Raw genomic sequence first — 19,893 nt, forward strand, 5'->3', positions numbered from 1 at the left:
CGATCGGGTGACGACGTCATAACGACCGGTCGACGAGGGTTCTGAAGCGCGATGGATCTGTTCAATCACGGGTTGCGGCTGCATGCCGATCCGTCCCGCGTCGTCGTCCGCCCGTTCCACATCGCGTGGGGCGGGAAGGGCGGCGCACCCAACCGGACCGAACGCCTGGTCGGCGAAGTGCTTGCGATGTCGACGGAAGAAGCACGCGATCAGCTCGAGGCCGTGCTGAAGGATTTCGAGGCGCGCCACTGGCAGACCCGGCGTGTCTTCATGACGCGCTACGACGAAATCGAGGAGCTGCTTGGCCTCGACGGCACCGAGATCAGCGACGAAAAGCGCCAGCTGATCGGCGCCTATTTCTGCCACGAATACAGCTATGCCGCCGCGGCGCTGATGAACCCCAGCGCGGTGCCGCATTTCGATCAGTCGGGCATGCCCGAAGGATCGATGCGCATCCTGATGAGCTTGCGCTCGGTCGGCGAGGGGCACATTTCGTCCGTCGCGTTCCGTGAAGGCATCATCTCGAACGGCCACGAACTGGAACTGGCGCCGGAGCCGCCCTTTGCCACCGCCACCGACGTGATCGGCGGCGAGGAAGAAATGCCGGCGGGGCCGGTCACGGTCTGGCGCCATCGCGATTCGACGCTGTCGGGCACGGTAATCTTCCCGATCACACAGGCGCAGTCCAAGGGGTTGGAAGATCTGCGCATCAGCCACTTCCAGCATGACGACGGCAGCTTCGAATGGATCGGCACCTACACCGCCTATAACGGGTCGGTGATCCAGTCGGAGCTGATGCGCACGCGCGATTTCCGCAGCTTCGACCTCGTGCCGATGTCCGGTTCTGCGGCGCGGAACAAGGGCATGGGCCTGTTCCCGCGCAAGGTCGGCGATCAGTATATGATGATCGGCCGGCAGGACGGCGAGAATCTGTTCCTGCTGAAATCGGACAGCTTGGAGCATTGGGACGAGGGCGAGAAGATTCTGACCCCCGTCTTTCCGTGGGAGTTGGTGCAGATCGGCAATTGCGGTCCGCCCATCGAGCTGGACGAAGGCTGGCTGCTGCTGACCCATGGCGTCGGCGCGATGCGCAAATATTCGATCGGCGCGGCGCTGCTGGACAAGAACGATCCGTCGAAGGTGCTGGGCCGCACGCGCGAACCCATCCTCGCCGCGAAGGATCAGGATCGCGAGGGCTATGTCCCGAACGTCGTCTACAGCTGCGGCGCGATCCGCCACGGCGACACGCTGTTCCTGCCCTATGGGATCGCCGACAGTTCGGTGGGCTTTGCGTTCGTGGCGATCAAGGACCTGCTCGCCGCGATGGTGTGAGGGGGGCGAGTTTTGGCACTGTCACCGTCGTCCCGGCCCAGCTTGGATAGAGTCTCTCAGCGTGGCGGCGGTGCGCCGTCATCGCCTTAGAGCCGGATGCCAATGACCTAGAACCGTTCGTGCCGAGCTTGTCGAAGCACAAGTGCCCGCAAGTGCCGACCTCGCTTGTGGCACCCCGCCCTTCGACAGGCTCAGGGCGAACGGAGAAGGGGGATTAACGCCATGTCATCACGCTCTAGCGCGCGTCGCGGGTGTCGCGCGTGGCGGGGATCTGCGACAATTTGGTCAGCAGCAACGGAATGTCATCGGTGATGAACGTGTCGGTCGGAACGGGCATGCTACGACGCAGCGTACGGCCAACGGTGCTGAACCGATCGCGATGCTGCTGTGCTGACGATGTCACGACTGACCCCAAATGACGCATACGGCAAACCCGGCGATCGCCGGCCGGGGGGGGGGATGGCTGGGCGATCACCGGGTTCTGAGGGCATAACGGCGTGCATCGGTAAGGGTTCCCGACGCGACGAACGGTTCGTCGCTTTTTGGGATCAGGGCTGCGTTACCGATCGGCGTGTCAGGCGATAGAGGCCCGCGACCAAGGCCAGGAAGGCGATCGTGCCGCCGATCAGCGCGATCGTGTCGAACCCCGCCGGCGCGACCGCCAGTGGTGCGTCGGACCCGGTGACATAGACGATGACGGCGAAGGCGACGCCCCATAGGCTTTCGCCGACGATCATGCCGGTCGCGGTGAGCACGCCCATGCGCTTGGCGAATTCGACGTCGGGCGTGCGGTCCGCCCAGCGGTCGTACACCGCGCCGATCACCGCGCCGAGCACGACCGGCAGCGTCACCGCCATCGGCAGATAGACACCGAGGCCGACGCCGAGCGGCGGCAGGCGGAGCTTGCCGGTGCGGCCCAGCGTTTCGTCGAGGGCGATCACGCCGACGCCGATGAGGGCACCGTAACCGATCATCGCCCAATTGAGGTTGCCGCCGAGCACGCCCTTCGCCAGCGCGGAGATCAGCGCGGCCTGCGGCGCCGCCAGCGCATTGGGGCCGGCGCCCGGCGCGCCCTGGAACCCCAGCGTCGTGGCGAGCAGTTCGAGCACGGGCGGTACGACGAGGCTGCCGAAGATGACGCCGAAGATCAGCGCGACCTGCTGCTTCCAGGGCGTTGCGCCGACCAGTTGGCCGGTCTTGAGGTCCTGGAGGTTGTCGTTGGAGATGGTCGCGACGCCGAAGACGATGCCGGTGACGATCAGCGCATAGGCGACGAGCGCCTGCGTCGTGTCCGCGCCCGCGCCGCGCCCGAACAGGCTGACCAGCATCAGCGAGGCGGCGAGGACGGAGAGGATGCCGATCCCCGACACCGGGCTGTTCGACGCGCCGATCAGGCCCGCCATATAGCCGCACACCGCCGCGATCACGAGGCCAAGGACGAGTACGAACACCAAGGCGCCGGCGATCAGCACGACCGCCGATCCCGCCAGCGGCCCCCCTGCGATCACCGACCAGAGCAGGCCCGCGATCGGCACCAAAGTCGCAAGGCTGACGATTGCGACGATACCGATCGGCAGATCGCGCTCGCCCAGCGCCAGCGTCGCGCCGCTACGCTTGGCTGCGCTGGCCGCGATCGACGAGCGGATGCCCGCGATCACCGGCCCGATGATCTTGAGCAAGGTCCACATCGCCGCGACGCCGATGACGCCTGCGCCCAGGAAGCGCACGTCGGTGCGGAACACGCCGCCGACCCAAGCCTCCAGGCCGACGCCCGCCGCGGCAGGCGACAGGCCGGTGAGGATCGGCAGGGCGACCCACCAGCCGATGACGACGCCGGCAAACATCGCGAGGCCGACCGACAGGCCGACGAGATGCCCGGCACCGATCAGCGCGAACGACAGGCCGCCCGAGATCGCGGTCGCGCCGCTGCCGACGCGGAAGAACTGCGCCGCCTCTGCAACGACCAGCTTCGTCTGGGTGAGCAGCGCGAATCCGGCCGAGACGATCGCGTTGACGACGATGAGCCTTAGGCCCTTGCCGCTTTCCGCTTCGCCCGCGCGGCTGCCGGCGCCGACCATGAGCACTTCGGCAGCGGCGCGGCCTTCGGGATAGGGCAGGTCGGTATCGACCACGAGCGCGCGGCGCAGCGGCACCGAGAACATGACGCCGAGGATGCCGCCGGTCATCGTGATCCCGGCGGTGAGCAGATAGGGGAACCCCTGCCACCAGCCGATCATGACGAGGCCGGGAAGCACGAAGATGATCGCCGCCAATGTCCCCGCTGCCGACGCGACCGTCTGGACGATGTTGTTTTCGAGGATCGTCGCGCCGGGCAGATAGCGCAGGATCGCCATCGAGATGACCGCAGCGGGGATCGACGTTGCGAAGGTGAGGCCGACCTTCAGCCCGAGGTACACGTTCGCCGCGGTGAACAGCAAGGTGATGAGCCCGCCGAGCAGGATGCCGCGAACGGTGAGTTCGGCGACGGGCGTCGTGCGGTCGGACCGGGAAGAGGGGGCGGTGGCCATGGATCGGGGCGCTCGTCGGCAAAGGGAGGTGTCGCGTGGTTCTGCACCTCGCATGGCGGATCGGCAATGGCGGGTGTCCCTGCGACATAAGCTTGCGCTATCTCGACAGCGGACGCTGCTTTCCGCTAGGCGGCGGCCATGAACACGAACACACCCTTGCGCGTCGCCTTGTCCGGTCTCGGTACGGTCGGCGGCGGCGTCATCCGTCTGCTCGATGCGAACCGTGACCTCATCACCCGCCGCGCGGGCCGCGGGATCGAGGTGGTGGCGGTGTCCGCCCGCGATCGCAGCAAGGACCGTGGGATCGACCTGACCCGCTTCGACTGGGTGGACGACACGCGCGAATTGGCGTCGCACCCGCAGGCGGATGTGGTGGTGGAGCTGGTCGGCGGCTCCGACGGCCCGGCGCTGACGCTCGCCCGCTCGACGCTGGCGGCGGGCAAGGGCTTCGTCACCGCCAACAAGGCGATGCTGGCGCACCACGGCCTGGAACTGGCCAGCGCGGCGGAGGCGGCGGGCGTGCCGCTGAAGTTCGAGGCGGCGGTCGCGGGCGGCATCCCGGTCATCAAGGGCTTGCGCGAAGGGGCCGCTGCTAATGCGATCGGCCGGGTGTACGGCATCCTCAACGGCACCTGCAATTTCATCCTGTCCAAGATGGAAGCCGAGGGTCGCGATTTCGCCGAGGTGCTCGCCGAGGCGCAGGCGCTGGGCTATGCCGAGGCAGACCCGAGCTTCGATATCGACGGCGTCGACGCGGCCCACAAATTGTCGATCCTGGCGAGCATCGCCTTCGGCACGCGGCCGGCGTTCGCGGACGTGGCGGCGACGGGCGTGCGCCACGTCATCGCGGCGGATATCGCGGAGGCGGCGGCGCTGGGGTATAAGGTGCGGCTGGTCGGCGTCGCCGAATCCGGCGCGAACGGCCTGTTCCAGCGCGTCCACCCGCATCTGGTGCCGATCGACCATCCGCTTGCCCATGTCACCGGGTCGCTCAACGCGGTGGTGGCGGAAGGCAATTTCGTCGGCCGGCTGTTCTTCCAGGGCGCCGGTGCGGGCGAGGGGCCGACCGCGAGCGCGGTGGTCGCTGACCTGATCGATATTGCGCGCGGCGAGTTCGGTCCGCCCTATGCGATGCCCGCCGCCTCGCTGACCGCCGAGCCCAAGGCGGATAGCGGCGAACGCCGTGCCCGCGCCTATCTGCGCTTCACCGTCGAGGACAAGGTGGGCGTGCTCGCCGAGATCGCCGCGGCGATGCGCGATGCCGGCGTGTCGATCGAAAGCCTAATCCAGCGCGGCGTCGCCGCCGACGGCAGCGTCATCGTCGCGATCGTGACGCACGAAGGGCCGGAACGCAGCGTCGCGCATGCGCTGGAGAAACTGCGCGGATCGCAGAGCCTTGCCGGCCAGCCGCTATGGATGCCGATCCTGGGGTGACGGAGGGAGGGTTACGGCTTGACCGTCACCGTGCCCGTGGGCGGCGGGTCGTCGAGCGGGATGGCGATGCGGCCGCGTTTGTCGGGCTTCCTGGCGAAGGCGGATTTGAGCGCCTTGGCCGCGGCGATCGCCATCGGCACGATCGGCGGGCCGAAGCCCACTGTGCAACCGCCCTGGCGTGCCGCGCACGGCGTTCCCTGCAACTCCAGCGCGCGGACGCTCGACAGTTCGGGGTTGGCGCCGCGGCCGGGGGCGGGGTCGCGCTCGTCGGGCAGGGGCAGGCGATTGCCGGTGTCGCCATTGCCGCAGACGACGATCGTACCCTTGTCGTCGGGCTGGCCACATTGCTTGGCGAGGATCGAGAAGCGCTGCGGCGTGGCGGCCGGCTGTGAGGCGGTGGCCGGCTGCGTCGCGGCCGCGGCCTGCAGAGCGAAGGCGAGCAGGATCATGGCGCCAGCGGCCGGTCGGTGGTGCCGGTCAGGCCGTTGCGACTGCTCATCGTGACGCCGGCCATGCCGCCGCCGACCTTGAAGGGCGAGAGTTCTTCGACCGGATTGGTGCGGTGGAGCAGGCGGTCGCGTTCGACGATGACCGCTTCGTAGCGCGGATCGCCGGCATCGTGGACGATCAGCGGCACGCGGAAGCGGTCGGCGCGGCGGCGGCCGCAGACGGTGATGTCGGTCGTGTTGGGATCGGCGACGCAGCGTTCGCCGGCGATCACGTCGCGCGATCGCCCGATCAGCCCCTGCGCATCGTCTCCCGCCTGTACGGCCAGCAGCATCATCCAGATCATGCATCCCCCCTCATGCGGGCAGGGCCTATCGTCGCGGGTCGATCGCGTTCGGTCAATCGTCTCCGGTCAATCATCCCCGAGCAATCTTCTCCGGTCAGTCGTCGAAGTCGGTCTTGAAGATCGTGCGGCCGCGGCTGGTGCAGAATTTGTCGCCGACCACCTGACATTTCGTGCCGTCATTGGCGAAGGCGCGGTCCTTCGAATTGCGGGCGAGCGGATCGGGTTCATAGGGAACGCGATAATCCTCCTGCCGTGGCGGTGGCGTACACGCGCCGCTGATGCAACCGAGTGTCGGTTTGGAGGGCGTCAGCTTGAACCCCGCGACGGTGTCGTTGGCGGCGGACGGGATCAGCAACAGCAGCGCGAACATGGGACGGGCACTCCCGAACGGCTTTGGTGGGAACGAATGTTGGCCGAAACGGCGCGACGATCAAGCGCTAACCGGGGCGACCTGCAGGCGCCGAATTTCGATCGCAGGGCAGCGGTCCATCACGACCTGCAATCCGGCGGCCTCGGCACGGGCGGCGGCGGCCTCGTCGATCACGCCCAATTGCATCCACACCGCCTTCGCGCCGATCGCGATCGCCTGATCGACGATTGGGCCGACCGCGTCGGAGCGGCGGAAGATATCGACGATGTCGATCGGGTCGCCCAATTGGTCGAGGTCGCGGAAGACGAATTCGCCGTGCAGGTGCTCGCCGGTGATCTGTGGATTGACCGGGATGACGCGATAGCCGTGGGTCTGGAGCGTCGCCATGACGCGGTACGACGGGCGATCGGGCCGATCGGACGCACCGACCAGCGCGATGGTGCGGGCGGTTTCGAGCAGCGTCTTGATCGCGGCATCGTCGGTGAGGGGCATCGGTGCGTCTCCGGCTGGGTGGGAGCTATACCGTTGCCGGGGGCGGTGGTTCCTTGGGGGCGGGTCGGAGGTGTTGGCGTTCCGTAGCTTTCTTCCCGTCACCCCGGACTTGATCCGGGGTCCCGCTGATCGGCGCGTTTGAAGAAGAAGCGGGACCCCGGCTCAGGGCCGGGGTGACGGATGTGTGGTGGGGTGACGGGGGCGGGGGCGTCAGTGCGTGGCGAGCCACTCCGCGACGCGGGCGGCGATGGGGGCGAAGATCGTGTCGTTTGGGTCCGCGGCGGGCGGGCGGCCGGCGTCGGAGGCGGTGCGGATGTCGATTGCCAGCGGCACGCGGCCGAGAAAGGGCAGGCCGAGCCGCTGGGCGGTGGCTTCGGCGCCGCCCTGGCCGAAGGGATCGGAGATTGCGCCGCAATGCGGGCAGGCATAGCCCGCCATATTCTCGACGAGGCCGATCACCGGCACGCCGGCCTTGTCGAACAGGTCGATCGCGCGGGTGGCGTCGATCAGCGCGAGGTCCTGCGGGGTGGAGACGATCACGGCCCCGGCGGGCTTATGCTTCTGGACCATCGTCAGCTGTACGTCGCCGGTGCCGGGCGGCAGATCGAGCACGAGCGTGTCGGTCGCGCCCCAGTCCGCCTCCACCAGCTGCGTCAGCGCGCCCGCGACCATCGGCCCGCGCCAGGCGAGCGCGCGGCCGTCCTCGACCAATTGCCCCATCGACAGCATCGGCACGCCATAGGGCGTGGGGACGGGATCGAGCACCTTGTCCTTCGCGGTCGGGCGCTGGCCCTCGGCGGCCATCAGCCGCGGCTGCGACGGGCCGTAGATGTCGGCATCGACCAGCCCGACGCGGCGGCCGCTCTGCTTCAGGGCGATGGCGAGGTTGGCGGCGAGCGTCGACTTGCCGACGCCGCCCTTGCCGCTTGCGACCGCGATCAGCCGGCGCGCCACGCGCTCGGCGGTGACGACGAGGCGGACCTCGCCGGCCCAGCTGCGTTCGGCGGCGGCGCTGACCTCCGCCTCCAGCGCCGCGCGCGCGCTCGCCGACAGGCCAGTGGCGTCGAGGACGATGCCGGCGCGGTCGCCTTCGAAGCGCAAGGTGGCGCGGCTGCCGGCGGCGGCGCGGACGGCGGCGATCGTAACGTCTTGTGTCATGGGCGCGCAGATAGGGGCCCGGCTGCGGCTTGGCACTGTTTTTCCGCAAACACCCTCCTATAACAGTGGGCATGACGATCCTGCCGGGCAACACCAATCGCCCTCCCATTCTCGCCGCCGAACCGCCGAAGAGCCCGTGGGGATCGGGCGATGACGATCAGGGCGGTGGCCCGCGCAACCCCTGGGCGCTGCCGCCGGGCGGTCGCAAGCCCGCCAACAAGCCGACGGCGCTCGACGAATTCCTGAAGAAGGCGCGCGGCGGTGGCGGCGGCGGCAATGGCGGCGGCGGCGGCTTCGGCGGCCTGCCCGTGTCGCCCAATCCGCGCGCGCTGTGGCTGATCGGGGCGGGGATCATCCTGCTCGTCTGGATCCTCTACACCTCGATCCACCCGATCGCGCCGCAGGAACGCGGCGTGGTGACGTACCTCGGCCGCTATTCGGGGACGCTCGATCCCGGCATCGCGATGACGATGCCGGCGCCGATCGCGCGCGTGGTGAAGGTGGACGTGCAGAATATCCGCATCGAGAATTTCCCCGAGACCGGCTCGGAAAACCTGATGCTGACGCGCGACCAGAACATCATCGACCTCGCCTATGCGGTGCGCTGGAAGATCGCCAATCCGCAGGATTACGTGTTCCAGATCGACAAGCCGCGCGAGACGGTGCGCGCGACGGCGGAAAGCGTGATGCGCGAAGTGGTCGCCAACCAGACGCTCGACGCGGCGCTCGGGCCGGGCCGCGCGCAGATGGAGAACCAGGCGCAGGAGCGGATGCAGAAGGTGCTGGACGATTACAAGTCGGGCATCGTCGTGGTCGGCGTCGGCATCAAGCAGGCTGATCCGCCCGCGCGCGTCAACGATGCGTTCAAGGACGTGACCGCCGCGCAGCAGGATGCGCAGGGCGTGCGCAACCAGGCGCAATCCTATGCCAAGCAGGTGATCGCGCGCGCCGAGGGCGAGGCGTCGCAGTTCGACAAGGTGTACGAGCAATATAAGCTCGCCCCCGCCGTCACCCGTCGCCGCATGTATTACGAGACCATGGAGGCCGTGCTGGCCAAGTCCGACAAGACGATCGTCGAGCCGTCGAACGTCGTGCCCTATCTGCAGTCGCAGGGCGCGCGCCGCCTGCCCGACAGCGTGCCCGCGGCACCGGCGGCGGTGACGCCGACCCAGCCCGTCACCACGACGGGAGGCGGCCAGTGAAGGGGCTCTGGCGGCACCCGATCGCGCTCGGCATGGCGGCGCTGATCCTCGTCATCCTGCTCGCCGCGACGATCGTGATCGTGCCCGAGACGCAGCAGGTGGTGATCCTGCGCTTCGAGCAGCCGGTGCGCACGGTGAATGCGTGGAAGCCGAACGAACAGTTCGGGCGGACGGGCGCGGGCCCGATCCTGCGCATTCCGTTCGTCGACCGGCTGGTTTGGCTGAACAAGCGCGTGCTGGACGTCGATTACGACAACCAGCAGGTGCTCTCGTCCGACCAGCTGCGGCTCGAGGTGGATGCCTATGCGCGCTTCCGCATCATCAATCCGCTGAAGGCGGTGAACGCGACCGGCAGCACGTCGCAGACCGAAAGTGCGATCACCGACGCGCTGCGGCCGCTGCTCGGCAGCTCGATCCGCAACGAGCTCGGCAACCAGCCGTTCGCGACATTGCTCAGCCCCGAGCGCGACCAGGTGATGGACAATATCCAGGCGCGCCTGCAGCGGCTCGCCAGCCAATATGGCGTGCAGATCGTCGACGTGCGGATCAAGCATGCCGACCTGCCCGATGGCAGCCCGCTCGACCGTGCGCTCGCGCGGATGGCGACGGCGCGCCAGCAGCAGGCGATCACGATCCGCGCACAGGGGCAGAAGGACGCGCAGATCATCCGCGGCGAAGCCGATGCGCAGGCCGCGCGCATCTATGCCGAAAGCTTCACCAAGGACGCCGACTTCTACGACTTCTACCGCGCCATGCAGTCGTATCGCCACACGTTCGGGGCAGACGGCGGCCCGGCGCCCAGCGGGTCGACGAACATCATCCTGTCGCCGAACAACAGCTACTTGCGCGAGTTCGAAGGGCGTGGTCGGTAACGGGGAGGCCAGCGGGGCGTTGATTGTCGGCGCCCCGCTCCCCAGCTGAACAGTCCCAGCTTTCGGGGCCGTGAACATTCAAGCGGCGTTCAGGCGTTCGGAGCCAGTACGGCCCCGCTCCGGGACGCCATTCAAGAAGAGGATTTCCCCCTAGTGCGCTACGCCTACGCCATCACCAGTGCGCTTCTCCTCGGCGGTGCGACCGCCACGCTCGCGCTGCAGCCGAGCGTCGCCCAGCAGGCCCAGAACGAACCGGGTGCCATCCAGGCGAGCGTGCCGCGCTCGGGCGCGCCGATGAGCTTTGCCGACATGGTCGCCAAGCTCCAGCCGGCGGTCGTCAACATCTCGACCAAGCAGACGATCGTGCAGCGCCAGCAGGCGAACCCGTTCTCAGGGACTCCGTTCGGCGACCTGTTCGGCGGCATGGGCATGGGCGGGCAGGGCGCGCCGGTGAAGCGCGAGGGCGCCTCGCTCGGCTCGGGCTTCTTGATCTCGCCCGACGGCTATGTCGTGACCAACAACCACGTCATCGCGCCGGGCGCGCAGGGCGCGACGGTCAATTCGATCACCGTCACGCTGAACAACAACAAGGAATATACCGCCAAGGTCATCGGCAAGGACCAGGATTCGGACCTGGCGCTGCTCAAGATCGACGCGACCAACCTGCCCTATGTGAAGTGGGGCGACAGCAGCAAGGCGCGCGTCGGCGACTGGGTGCTGGCGATCGGCGAGCCCTTCGGCCTGGGTGGCACGGTGACCGCGGGTATCATCTCGGCGATCAACCGCGTGACCGGGCAGGGCGGTGCGTACGACCGCTTCATCCAGACCGACGCCTCGATTAACCAGGGCAATTCGGGCGGCCCGATGTTCGACCTCAACGGCAATGTGATCGGCGTCAATTCGCAGATCTTCAGCCAGTCGGGCGGCAACATCGGCATCGGCTTCGCGATCCCCGCGGCGACCGCCAAGCCGATCATCGAGACGTTCATGAAGGGCGGCAAGATCACGCGCGGCTATATCGGCGTGACGATCGGCGGCGCAGTGGACGACGATGCGGCGGCAGCGCTGGGCATTCCCAAGGGCCAGGGCGAGCTGATCGCCGGGGTCGAGCCGACGGGGCCGTCGGCGAAGGCGGGCCTGCGCTCGGGCGACGTGGTGACGCGGATCAACGGCCAGGACGTCAATCCGAACCAGACGCTGACCTACCTTGTGTCGAACCTGCAGCCGGGCACGACCGCGCGTTTCGATATCCTGCGCGGCGGCAAGCCGATGACGATCAACATCGCCGTCGCGACGCGTCCGTCGAACGAGCAGTTGCAGGCGCGCGCCAACGGCGGCGAGGATTCCGGCGGCTTCGGGCCGAACGGTGGTCAGGGTGACGACGACGGGTCCGATGACGGCACGACGCAAGGAACGACGGCTCCGCTCGGTCTGAACGTCCAGCCTCTGACGCCGGGCATCGCCCGCGCGATTGGCGTAGATCCGACGGTGCAGGGCGTCGTCATCGCGACGGTCGACGCAAGCAGCGACGCCGCCGGCAAGCTGAAGCGTGGCGATGTCATCCAGGGCATCAATGGCAACCCGGTGCGCACCGCGGCGGACGTCGCGCGGATCGTCGCGCAGGCGAAGGCGGCGGGCCGTCCGCAGGTGTTGCTGCTGGTGCAGCGTGGCCGGGGCGCGCCGGGCTTCATCCCGCTCAAGGTGAAGTGATCGCGACCGGTACGACATTACGCCGTCACCCCGGGTCGAGCCTGGGGTGACGGGAAAAAGGGTCGCTGCTCTTTCGGGGCTGCGGCCCTTTTCCTTTGGCCGCCCGCCGCGCTACGTCTGCCGCCGGGAACAAGCAGGAGCGCGAGGCATGGCGGACGGGATCTTCATCGGGGCCGGCGAAGGCGAGGGCGGCAAGCCGCAGATGCTCGACCTCAAGCGTGCCAACCGCCACGGTCTGATCGCGGGGGCGACCGGCACCGGTAAGACGGTGACCGTGCAGGGGATCATCGAAGGCTTCAGCACGATCGGCGTGCCGAGCTTCGTCGCCGACGTGAAGGGCGACCTGTCCGGCCTTGCGATGGCGGGATCGCCGACTGCCAAGACGCACGCCGCCTTCGCCGCGCGTGCCGCGGAGATCGGCGAGAGCGACTGGGCCTATGCCGACACGCCCGTGCAATTCTGGGACCTGTATGGCGAACAGGGCCATCCGATCCGTACCACCGTCAGCGAGATGGGGCCGCTGTTGCTCAGCCGGCTGCTCGACCTCAACGAGGTGCAGGAGGGCGTGATGACGATCGCCTTCCACGTCGCCGACAAGGAAGGGCTGCTGCTGCTCGACCTCGACGATTTGCAGGCGATGCTGGCGCATTGCGCGGAGCGGGCGGACGAGCTGACGACGACCTACGGCAACGTCTCGAAGCAGTCGATCGGCGCGATCCAGCGATCGCTGCTCCAGCTGCGCACGCAGGGGGGCGAGCATTTCTTCGGCGAGCCGGCGCTGGAGATGGACGATTTCCTCCGCACCGACGACAAGGGGCGGGGCATCGTCAACATACTCGCTGCCGACAAATTGATGGCGGCGCCGAAGCTCTACAGCACGTTCCTGTTGTGGCTGATGAGCGAATTGTTCGAGCATCTGCCCGAGGTGGGCGACCCCGATAAGCCCAAGCTCGTCTTCTTCTTCGACGAGGCGCATCTGCTGTTTGACGATGCGCCCAAGGCGCTGCTCGACAAGATCGAGCAGGTCGTGCGGCTGATCCGGTCGAAGGGCGTCGGCATCTATTTTATCACGCAGAATCCGATCGACGTTCCCGATACGGTGGCGGGGCAGCTGGGCAATCGCGTGCAGCATGCGTTGCGCGCCTTCACGCCGCGTGACCAGGCGGCGGTGCGCAGTGCCGCCGAGACGTTCCGCGCCAATCCCGGCGTCGATGTGGCGACCGCAATCACCGCGTTGAAGGTCGGCGAGGCCTTGGTGTCGCTGCTCCAGCCCGATGGGTCGCCGTCGCCGGTCGAACGCACGCTGATCAAGCCGCCCGCCAGCCGCGTCGGCCCGGTGACCCCGCAGGAGCGCGGCGTGATGATTCAGACCGACGCGATCGGCGACAAATACGATACGGCGGTGGATCGCGAATCGGCCGAGGAAATCCTCGCCGCCAAGACGCAGGAGGCGGCGGCGTCCGCAGCGGCGGCACGGGCTGCGGACGACGCGGAAAAGGCGGCGGCGGTGCAGGCCAAGCAGGACGCGCAGGCGGCCAAGGAAGCGGCGCGGGCCGCGGCGGCGCAGGCGAAGGCCGAGGCGCAGGCGCAGCGCGCGGCGGAGCGCGAGGCGGCCAATTCACCTTGGGCGAAGGCGGTGACCTCTGCGACGCGCGCGGCGAGTTCGTCGATCGGGCGGCAGGTGGCCAACGAGATCGGCAAGCAGGTGTTCGGCACGGGATCGCGGCGGTCGTCGTCGTCCGGTGGTCTGGTGGGAACGGTCCTGCGCAGCGTGCTGGGGAATTTGATGCGGCGGTGACGGGGGGCTCCGGTCGCCCCATCCAAGCCGTCACCCCGGACTTGGTCCGGGGTCCACCGGGCCGCGGGGGCGTGGTTTGAACCTCTGAACGTCCCCCTCGCCGCGGAGTGGACCCCGGACCGAGTCCGGGGTGACGCGGTGTTTGTGGGCGGTGGCGGCCCGTTGCGGGCTGTCGGTCTGGTGTGGGCGGTGTTGGGGGAGGTTTGCCCCGCGTCGTCACCTCGGACTTGATCCGGGGTCCCGCTACCTCCGCCGGTTGAAGAAGCGGGACCCCGGCTCAAGGCCGGGGTGACGGTGTGTTTTGGGCGAGCGGTGCTTTGCAAGCCGCCCCGCGACTTCTCCTCTTCGCGCGCCTATATCCCGGCCATGCATCTGCGCGCGCCTGCCATCGTTCTCGCCGTTCGGGCGCATGGCGAGCATGGGGCGGTGGTGCGGGCGTTGACGCGCGACGATGGCGTGCAGCCGGGCTATGTCCGGGGCGGGCGGTCACGGCAGATGCGGCCGATCCTGCAACCGGCCAATGCGATCCAGGGGGAATGGCGGGCGCGGACGGGGGAGCAATTGCCGGCGCTGACCATCGAACCGCTGCATAGTCGCGCCGCTTTGCACGGCGAGCCGCTCGCGGCGGCGGCGCTCGCCTGGGTGACGGCGCTGACCGCGGCGGCCTTGCCCGAGGCGCAGCCCTATCCGCACCTGTACGATGGCTTGGGCGCGGTGCTCGATGCGGTGGAGGCGGCGCCGTCCGCGCGCGGCTGGGCGGGCGTGCTGGTGCGGTACGAGCTGCTGCTGCTCGCCGAGCTGGGGTTCGGGCTGGATCTCGGCCGGTGCGTGGTGACGGGCGGCGACGCGGATCTGGCCTATGTCTCGCCACGCAGCGGGGGGGCGGTGTCGCGCGGTGCGGCCTATGGCTATGAGGAGAAATTGTTCGCATTGCCGGCGTTTCTGCATGCGGGCGGGGCGGCGGAGTGGGCGGATATCTTTGCCGGGCTGGCGATCACCGGCCATTTCCTCAGCCGCGATGTGCTGACCGATCGACACGCCGATCCGCTCGCGGCCCGCGCGCGGCTGGTCGCCATGCTGAAAAGGGCCGTTGCGTGAGCAAGGCCCGCGCGGCTAGGCAGCGGCCATGGCAATGATCGCTCTCCTCGCCGGTGACGGCATCGGTCCCGAAGTCGTCGCACAGGCGCGCCGCGTGCTCGACGCGCTCGATCTCGACCTCACCTATGAAGAGGCGCTGGTCGGCGGCGTCGCCTATCATCAGGCGGGCCATCCGCTGCCGGAGGCGACGCTGGACGTGGCGCGGCGCGCGGACGCGTTGCTGTTCGGTGCGGTCGGCGATCCGACGTGCGACAGCCTCGAACGCGGCCTGCGGCCCGAACAGGCGATCCTGGGCCTGCGCAAGCACCTGGGCCTGTTTTCCAACCTGCGGCCCGCGACGCTGTTCGAAGGGTTGGAGGATGCGAGCGCGCTGAAGCCGGAGGTCGCGAAGGCGATCGACCTGCTGATCGTGCGCGAGCTGAACGGCGACGTCTATTTCGGCGAGAAGGGCCGGCGCGCGGGCATGGATGGCGTGCGCGAAGGCTATGACATCATGTCGTACGACGAGACCGAAGTGCGCCGCATCGCGCATGTCGGCTTCCAGGCGGCGGCGAAGCGGCGTGGGCAATTGTGTTCGGTCGACAAGGCGAACGTCCTCGAAACCTCGCAATTGTGGCGCGACGTGGTGATCGAGGTGTCGGCCGAATACCCCGACGTGCAGCTCACCCACATGTACGTCGACAATGCCGCGATGCAGCTGGTGCGCAATCCGGGGCAGTTCGACGTGATCGTCACCGGCAATCTGTTCGGCGACATCCTGTCGGATCAGGCGTCGATGTGCGCAGGGTCGATCGGCATGCTGCCCTCGGCCAGCCTGGATGACGCGGGCAAGGGGCTGTACGAGCCGATCCACGGCTCGGCGCCCGATATCGCGGGGCAGGGCAAGGCCAATCCGTGCGCAGCGATCCTGTCGGCGGCGATGATGCTGCGCCATTCGCTCAGCGAACCCGCCGCGGCGGACCGGATCGAGGCGGCGGTGGCGCGGGCGATCCGTGACGGCGCGCGTACCGCGGACCTGGGCGGCACGATGAGCACCGCCGCGATGGGCGACGCGGTCCTCGCCGCACTGTAAGCCACGCGCATGAGCACGCTCCTCGAGATCGCGGTCGTCATCCCGACCTTCAACGAGCGCGCCAACGTGCCGACGCTGATCGCGCGGCTGGACCAGGCGCTGGCCGGTCGGCGGTGGGAAGCGATCTTCGTCGACGACGACAGCCCGGACGGCACCGCCGACGTGGCGCGCGAGCTGGCGCGGATCGATTCGCGCGTGCGGGTGATCCACCGTATCGGCCGGCGCGGCCTGTCGTCGGCGTGTATCGAGGGGATGTGCGCGACGGCGGCGCCGGTGGTCGCGGTGATCGACGGCGATTTGCAGCATGACGAAACGCTGCTGCCCAAGATGCTCGACCTGTTGCAGGCGGACGAGGCGCTCGACGTGGTGGTCGGATCGCGCTTCGTCGATGGCGGCGGCACGGGCGACTGGGATCGCGATCGCGTCGCCAAGTCGGCCTTTGCGACCAAGCTGTCGCGCCGGGTGCTGAAGGGCGACCTCAGCGATCCGATGAGCGGGTTCTTCGCGATCCGCACCGCGGTGGTACGCGAACTGGTGCCCGACCTGTCCGCGATCGGTTTCAAGATCCTGCTCGACCTGATGACGACGAGCACGCGGCCGCTCAACTTCGCCGAGCTGCCCTATACGTTCCGGGTGCGGACGGAGGGCGAATCGAAGCTCGATCACGTCGTCGCCATGGAATATCTGATCGCGCTGTACGACCGGATGTTCGGCCGGTTCGTGCCGGTGCGCTTCGCGATGTTTTCGGGCATCGGCGTGCTGGGCGTCGGCGTGCATATGAGCGTGCTCGGCGTCGCCATGCTGGCCGGCGCCGACTTCCTGTTCGCGCAGATCCTGGGCGCGGTGGCGGCGATGACCTTCAACTTCGCGCTTAACAATGCGCTGACCTATCGCGACCGGCGGTTGAAGGGATTCCGCCAGCTGCTCGACGGCTGGGTGTCGTTCTGCGTCGTCTGTTCGGTGGGGCTGGTGGCGAATGTGGGCATCGCCGCCTTCGTCCATGATTTCCGCAACGGCGGCGCGGCGGCGTCGGCGCTGATCGGCATCTTGGTGGGCGCGGTGTGGAATTACGCGCTGTCGTCGAAGTTCGTCTGGGGCCGCTATTAGATCCAGCTCTTCAGCCACATCCAGCCGTGGAACGAGTCCGCCCCCTTGAGCGGCGTCGCAGCGAGGATGGGGTAGAAGTGAACGAATAGCACCGCGGCGGCGGCGAGAAAGGCTTCGTCCCAATAGCGCAGGCGCGCGCGCCAATGGTCGAAGGCGGCGGCGATGGCGACGCACAGCCAGATGCTCGATAGATAATAATAATAGAAGAAGCCCAACGACTTGGGGATCAGCGCCCACATCGCGACGCTGGCGATCCACAGCAGCGCGACGCCGCCGGCACGAACGTTGCCGCGCACCCAGGCGTACAGGCAGGCGAGGCCGGCGATCAGCCCGCCCCACATCACCACGGGATTGCCGAGCAGCAGGATGCCGCGCTGCGCGCCGTCGACGGGTTCGTACAGATACCAGACCGGCCGCCAGTCGAACGCCCAGGTCCACCAGGCGGACTGATAGGGGTGGGGCGGTAACACCTGCGTCTGGCGCGCGTACATGTCGAGCTGGAAGGGAAGCAGCGTCGATAGCGTGAGCGGTTGCGTCCGGTAGAGGAAGGCCGGCCAGAAGGTGAGCGCGTAGGTGAGCGCAGCGACCACGCCGAGCGCGGCGAGGGCTGCGAGCGGGTGGAGGCGCGGTTGCGTGCGGTGCGCAAGCAGGAAGGCGAGGCCTGCAAAGCCGATATAGGGCAGCGCGGTCCATTTCGTGCCCAGTGCGAGGCCTAACAGTACCGCGCCCGCGATCCAGCGCCGCCAGGCCTGCCCTTGCCTCTGTGCCTGCATCGCCCAGAGCAGGGTCGCGACGCCGGTGACGACGAAGGCGGCCATATAGCCGTCAAGCATCGCGGTGCGCGCCTGCACGAAGACGGTGAAATTGAGGATGGCCAGCGTCGCACCGATGCCGGCGGTGCGGACGCGGCCGAACAGCACATACAGGATCGCGAAGACGCCGACGACCACCGCGGTCGCCGCCAGCGTCGAACCTATCCGCCAGCCGAGCGGATCGTCGCCGAACAGCGCCATGCCGGCGGCGATCAGCGTTTTGCCGAGCAGCGGGTGTTCGATGTTCACCGGTCCGCCGAGGTCGCGCAGCATGCGCGCGGCGGGGACGTAATGCACCTCGTCGAACACCAACGTGTGCGGCGTGGTGAGCCGCCAGCTGAACAGCAGTTGCGCGATCAGGCCGAGGCCGAGCGCGGCGGGCAGGGGGCGGTGGAACAGGCGCACGGGGGGCTTGTCGGGGCAAGCGGGCGGGTTGGCAAGCGGGTGCTGTCCGTGTCGACCCGTCTCCCCCGGACGTGTTCCGGGGTCCACTTCGCGGCGAGGGGGACGCTAGGACAGATCGACAGTCATTCACGCCGAGATAAGAAGAAATGAATCGAAGACGGTTCGCGCGGAGGCGCGGAGGACGCAGAGGTGTCGCGTTTGCCGCGCGAGCGGCCTGTCTATCTCGGTCGAGTTCCAGGCGCAGCGTTGCCACGCGCGTGACATCTCTGCGTGCTCCGCGCCTCCGCGCGAACAAAACTCTTTTTCTTCATGTCTGTCCGCTCGTCGGGAAATCCATCACGACGGTGAATGTCGATATGGCCTAGCGGCCCCGGTTGTCCCCTTGTGGCCCGGTGGACCCCGGACTCGTTCCGGCGTGACGGGGTGGGCGGGGCGGCCGTCTCGCGCAACCGTACCCTGCCCTTGCACCCCCCGTCCGTGTCCGGCAAAGCGGGCGGCATGAAGCGCAAGGCAGGTCAGGACCGTTCGATCACCGCCAACTGGCGCCCCGCGACGCTGGCCGTCCGTGGCGGCACGGCCCGCAGCGAATATGGCGAGACGAGCGAGGCGCTGTTCCTCACCTCTGGCTATACGTACGACAAGGCGGGTGACGCCGCGGCGCGGTTCGCGGGCGAGCAGGAGGGGATGACCTATTCCCGTCTGCAGAACCCGACGGTCGAGATGCTGGAACAGCGGATCGCGCTGCTGGAGGGTGCCGAGGCGTGCCGGACGATGGCATCGGGCATGGCGGCGATGACCGCGGTGCTGCTGTGCCAATTGCAGGCGGGCGATCATCTGGTCGGCGGGCGCGCGGCGTTCGGATCGTGCCGCTGGCTGACCGATACGTTGCTGCCCAAGTTCGGCATCCAGACCACCATCGTCGACGCGCGCGATCCGCAGCAATTCCTCGACGCGGTGCGGCCCGAGACGAAGGTGTTCTTCTTCGAAACCCCGGCCAATCCGACGATGGACGTGGTCGACATCCGCGCCGTCTGCGCGATCGCCCGCGAGCGCGGCATCACGACGGTGGTCGACAATGCCTTCGCCACGCCCGCGTTGCAGCGGCCGATGGACATGGGTGCGGACGTCACCGCCTATTCCGCGACCAAGATGATGGACGGGCAGGGCCGCGTGCTCGCCGGCGCGGTGTGCGGGACCGAGGATTTCATCACCAACACGCTGCTGCCCTTCACGCGCAACACCGGCCCGACGCTGTCGGCGTTCAACGCCTGGGTGGTGTTGAAGGGGCTGGAGACGCTGGACCTGCGCATCACGCGCCAGGCAGAGAGCGCGCTGACCGTTGGCCGCTTCCTGGAAGCCCGCGTGCCGAAGATCCTGCACCCGGGCCTGCCGAGCCATCCGCAGCACGCGCTCGCGATGAGCCAGATGCGCGCGACCGGCCCGATTTTCGCGTTCGAGGTCGCCGATCGCACCCAGGCGCACGGGCTGCTCGACGCGCTGGCGCTGATCGACATCTCCAACAACATCGGCGATTCGCGCTCGCTGATGACGCACCCGGCCTCGACCACGCACGCCGGCGTGTCGGCGGAGACGCGTGCCGAGATGGGCGTGACGGAGGGCATGCTGCGGCTGAACGTCGGCCTCGAAGACCCGCAGGACCTGATCGACGACCTCGACCAGGCGTTGCGCGCGGTCGGGCTGTAGGGCGCG

The 19,893-nt window shown here is 68.3% G+C and carries 18 protein-coding genes; 10 read left to right on the forward strand and 8 right to left on the reverse strand.

What is annotated here, in order from left to right:
- Nucleotides 1-51 precede the first annotated feature (51 nt).
- Nucleotides 52-1,332, forward strand: a complete 1,281-nt coding sequence (locus ACP7A3_RS07860) for a glycoside hydrolase family 130 protein (protein ID WP_043059863.1) — start codon at nucleotides 52-54, stop codon at nucleotides 1,330-1,332.
- Nucleotides 1,333-1,567: 235 nt separating this feature from the next.
- Here ACP7A3_RS07860 and ACP7A3_RS07865 read toward each other — a convergent pair whose 3' ends face one another.
- Both ACP7A3_RS07865 and ACP7A3_RS07870 read right to left on the reverse strand, forming a co-directional pair.
- Entirely contained in the window at nucleotides 1,568-1,735 is a 168-nt protein-coding gene (locus tag ACP7A3_RS07865) for a hypothetical protein (protein ID WP_426256198.1), read from the reverse strand.
- Nucleotides 1,736-1,880: 145 nt separating this feature from the next.
- Nucleotides 1,881-3,860, reverse strand: coding sequence for an OPT family oligopeptide transporter (locus ACP7A3_RS07870; RefSeq protein WP_426256197.1), 1,980 nt, complete (start codon nucleotides 3,858-3,860; stop codon nucleotides 1,881-1,883).
- A 138-nt stretch (nucleotides 3,861-3,998) separates the two neighbouring features.
- Between ACP7A3_RS07870 and ACP7A3_RS07875 the strand changes: the two genes are divergently transcribed.
- Nucleotides 3,999-5,294 (forward strand): homoserine dehydrogenase, encoded by a 1,296-nt coding sequence (locus ACP7A3_RS07875; RefSeq protein ID WP_426256196.1) that lies wholly within the window; start codon nucleotides 3,999-4,001, stop codon nucleotides 5,292-5,294.
- A gap of 11 nt (nucleotides 5,295-5,305) precedes the next feature.
- Here the strand turns inward: ACP7A3_RS07875 and ACP7A3_RS07880 are convergent, their stop codons facing one another.
- The 5 genes from ACP7A3_RS07880 to ACP7A3_RS07900 form a co-directional block, all read right to left on the reverse strand.
- The gene (locus ACP7A3_RS07880) at nucleotides 5,306-5,743 is read right to left on the reverse strand and encodes a hypothetical protein (protein WP_426256195.1); all 438 of its coding nucleotides are present in this window, start codon (nucleotides 5,741-5,743) and stop codon (nucleotides 5,306-5,308) included.
- Nucleotides 5,740-6,087 (reverse strand): hypothetical protein, encoded by a 348-nt coding sequence (locus ACP7A3_RS07885; RefSeq protein WP_426256194.1) that lies wholly within the window; start codon nucleotides 6,085-6,087, stop codon nucleotides 5,740-5,742. Before ACP7A3_RS07885 ends, ACP7A3_RS07880 begins: the two co-directional genes overlap by 4 nt.
- Before the next feature lie 94 nt (nucleotides 6,088-6,181).
- Nucleotides 6,182-6,457 carry a hypothetical protein gene (locus tag ACP7A3_RS07890; RefSeq protein ID WP_017977587.1) on the reverse strand — a complete coding sequence of 92 codons (276 nt, stop codon included), beginning with the start codon at nucleotides 6,455-6,457 and terminating at the stop codon, nucleotides 6,182-6,184.
- 60 nt (nucleotides 6,458-6,517) lie between these two features.
- Nucleotides 6,518-6,949, reverse strand: coding sequence for a CoA-binding protein (locus ACP7A3_RS07895; protein ID WP_426256193.1), 432 nt, complete (start codon nucleotides 6,947-6,949; stop codon nucleotides 6,518-6,520).
- Between the two features lie 210 nt (nucleotides 6,950-7,159).
- Entirely contained in the window at nucleotides 7,160-8,107 is a 948-nt protein-coding gene (locus ACP7A3_RS07900; RefSeq protein WP_426256192.1) for an Mrp/NBP35 family ATP-binding protein, read from the reverse strand.
- Between the two features lie 71 nt (nucleotides 8,108-8,178).
- Here ACP7A3_RS07900 and hflK point away from each other — a divergent pair, with 71 nt between their 5' ends.
- From hflK to ACP7A3_RS07935, 7 genes are all read left to right on the forward strand, one after another.
- Nucleotides 8,179-9,309 (forward strand): FtsH protease activity modulator HflK, encoded by a 1,131-nt coding sequence (gene hflK / locus ACP7A3_RS07905; RefSeq protein WP_017977590.1) that lies wholly within the window; start codon nucleotides 8,179-8,181, stop codon nucleotides 9,307-9,309.
- Between the two features lie 32 nt (nucleotides 9,310-9,341).
- The gene (hflC, locus tag ACP7A3_RS07910) at nucleotides 9,342-10,181 is read left to right on the forward strand and encodes a protease modulator HflC (RefSeq protein ID WP_017977591.1); all 840 of its coding nucleotides are present in this window, start codon (nucleotides 9,342-9,344) and stop codon (nucleotides 10,179-10,181) included.
- Between the two features lie 153 nt (nucleotides 10,182-10,334).
- Complete coding sequence (locus tag ACP7A3_RS07915) at nucleotides 10,335-11,891, forward strand: Do family serine endopeptidase (protein ID WP_017977592.1); 1,557 nt, start codon at nucleotides 10,335-10,337, stop codon at nucleotides 11,889-11,891.
- Nucleotides 11,892-12,039: 148 nt separating this feature from the next.
- Nucleotides 12,040-13,689 carry a helicase HerA-like domain-containing protein gene (locus tag ACP7A3_RS07920; RefSeq protein WP_426256191.1) on the forward strand — a complete coding sequence of 550 codons (1,650 nt, stop codon included), beginning with the start codon at nucleotides 12,040-12,042 and terminating at the stop codon, nucleotides 13,687-13,689.
- A gap of 366 nt (nucleotides 13,690-14,055) precedes the next feature.
- Entirely contained in the window at nucleotides 14,056-14,787 is a 732-nt protein-coding gene (gene recO, locus ACP7A3_RS07925; protein ID WP_426256190.1) for a DNA repair protein RecO, read from the forward strand.
- 34 nt (nucleotides 14,788-14,821) lie between these two features.
- Entirely contained in the window at nucleotides 14,822-15,859 is a 1,038-nt protein-coding gene (leuB, locus tag ACP7A3_RS07930) for a 3-isopropylmalate dehydrogenase (RefSeq protein ID WP_426256295.1), read from the forward strand.
- A 9-nt stretch (nucleotides 15,860-15,868) separates the two neighbouring features.
- Nucleotides 15,869-16,966, forward strand: a complete 1,098-nt coding sequence (locus ACP7A3_RS07935) for a glycosyltransferase family 2 protein (RefSeq protein ID WP_017977596.1) — start codon at nucleotides 15,869-15,871, stop codon at nucleotides 16,964-16,966.
- On the opposite strand, the gene ACP7A3_RS07940 is transcribed toward ACP7A3_RS07935, so the two are convergent.
- On the reverse strand, nucleotides 16,963-18,183 hold the full coding sequence (locus ACP7A3_RS07940; RefSeq protein WP_426256189.1) for a phospholipid carrier-dependent glycosyltransferase: 1,221 nt from the start codon (nucleotides 18,181-18,183) through the stop codon (nucleotides 16,963-16,965). The genes ACP7A3_RS07935 and ACP7A3_RS07940 overlap by 4 nt on opposite strands.
- Nucleotides 18,184-18,681: 498 nt before the next feature.
- Between ACP7A3_RS07940 and ACP7A3_RS07945 the strand changes: the two genes are divergently transcribed.
- Nucleotides 18,682-19,887, forward strand: a complete 1,206-nt coding sequence (locus tag ACP7A3_RS07945) for a trans-sulfuration enzyme family protein (protein WP_043059852.1) — start codon at nucleotides 18,682-18,684, stop codon at nucleotides 19,885-19,887.
- Nucleotides 19,888-19,893 lie beyond the last annotated feature (6 nt).

It is taken from the genome of Sphingomonas sp. DC5200-1, assembly GCF_049897245.1.
Lineage (GTDB): Bacteria > Pseudomonadota > Alphaproteobacteria > Sphingomonadales > Sphingomonadaceae > Sphingomonas > Sphingomonas aquatilis.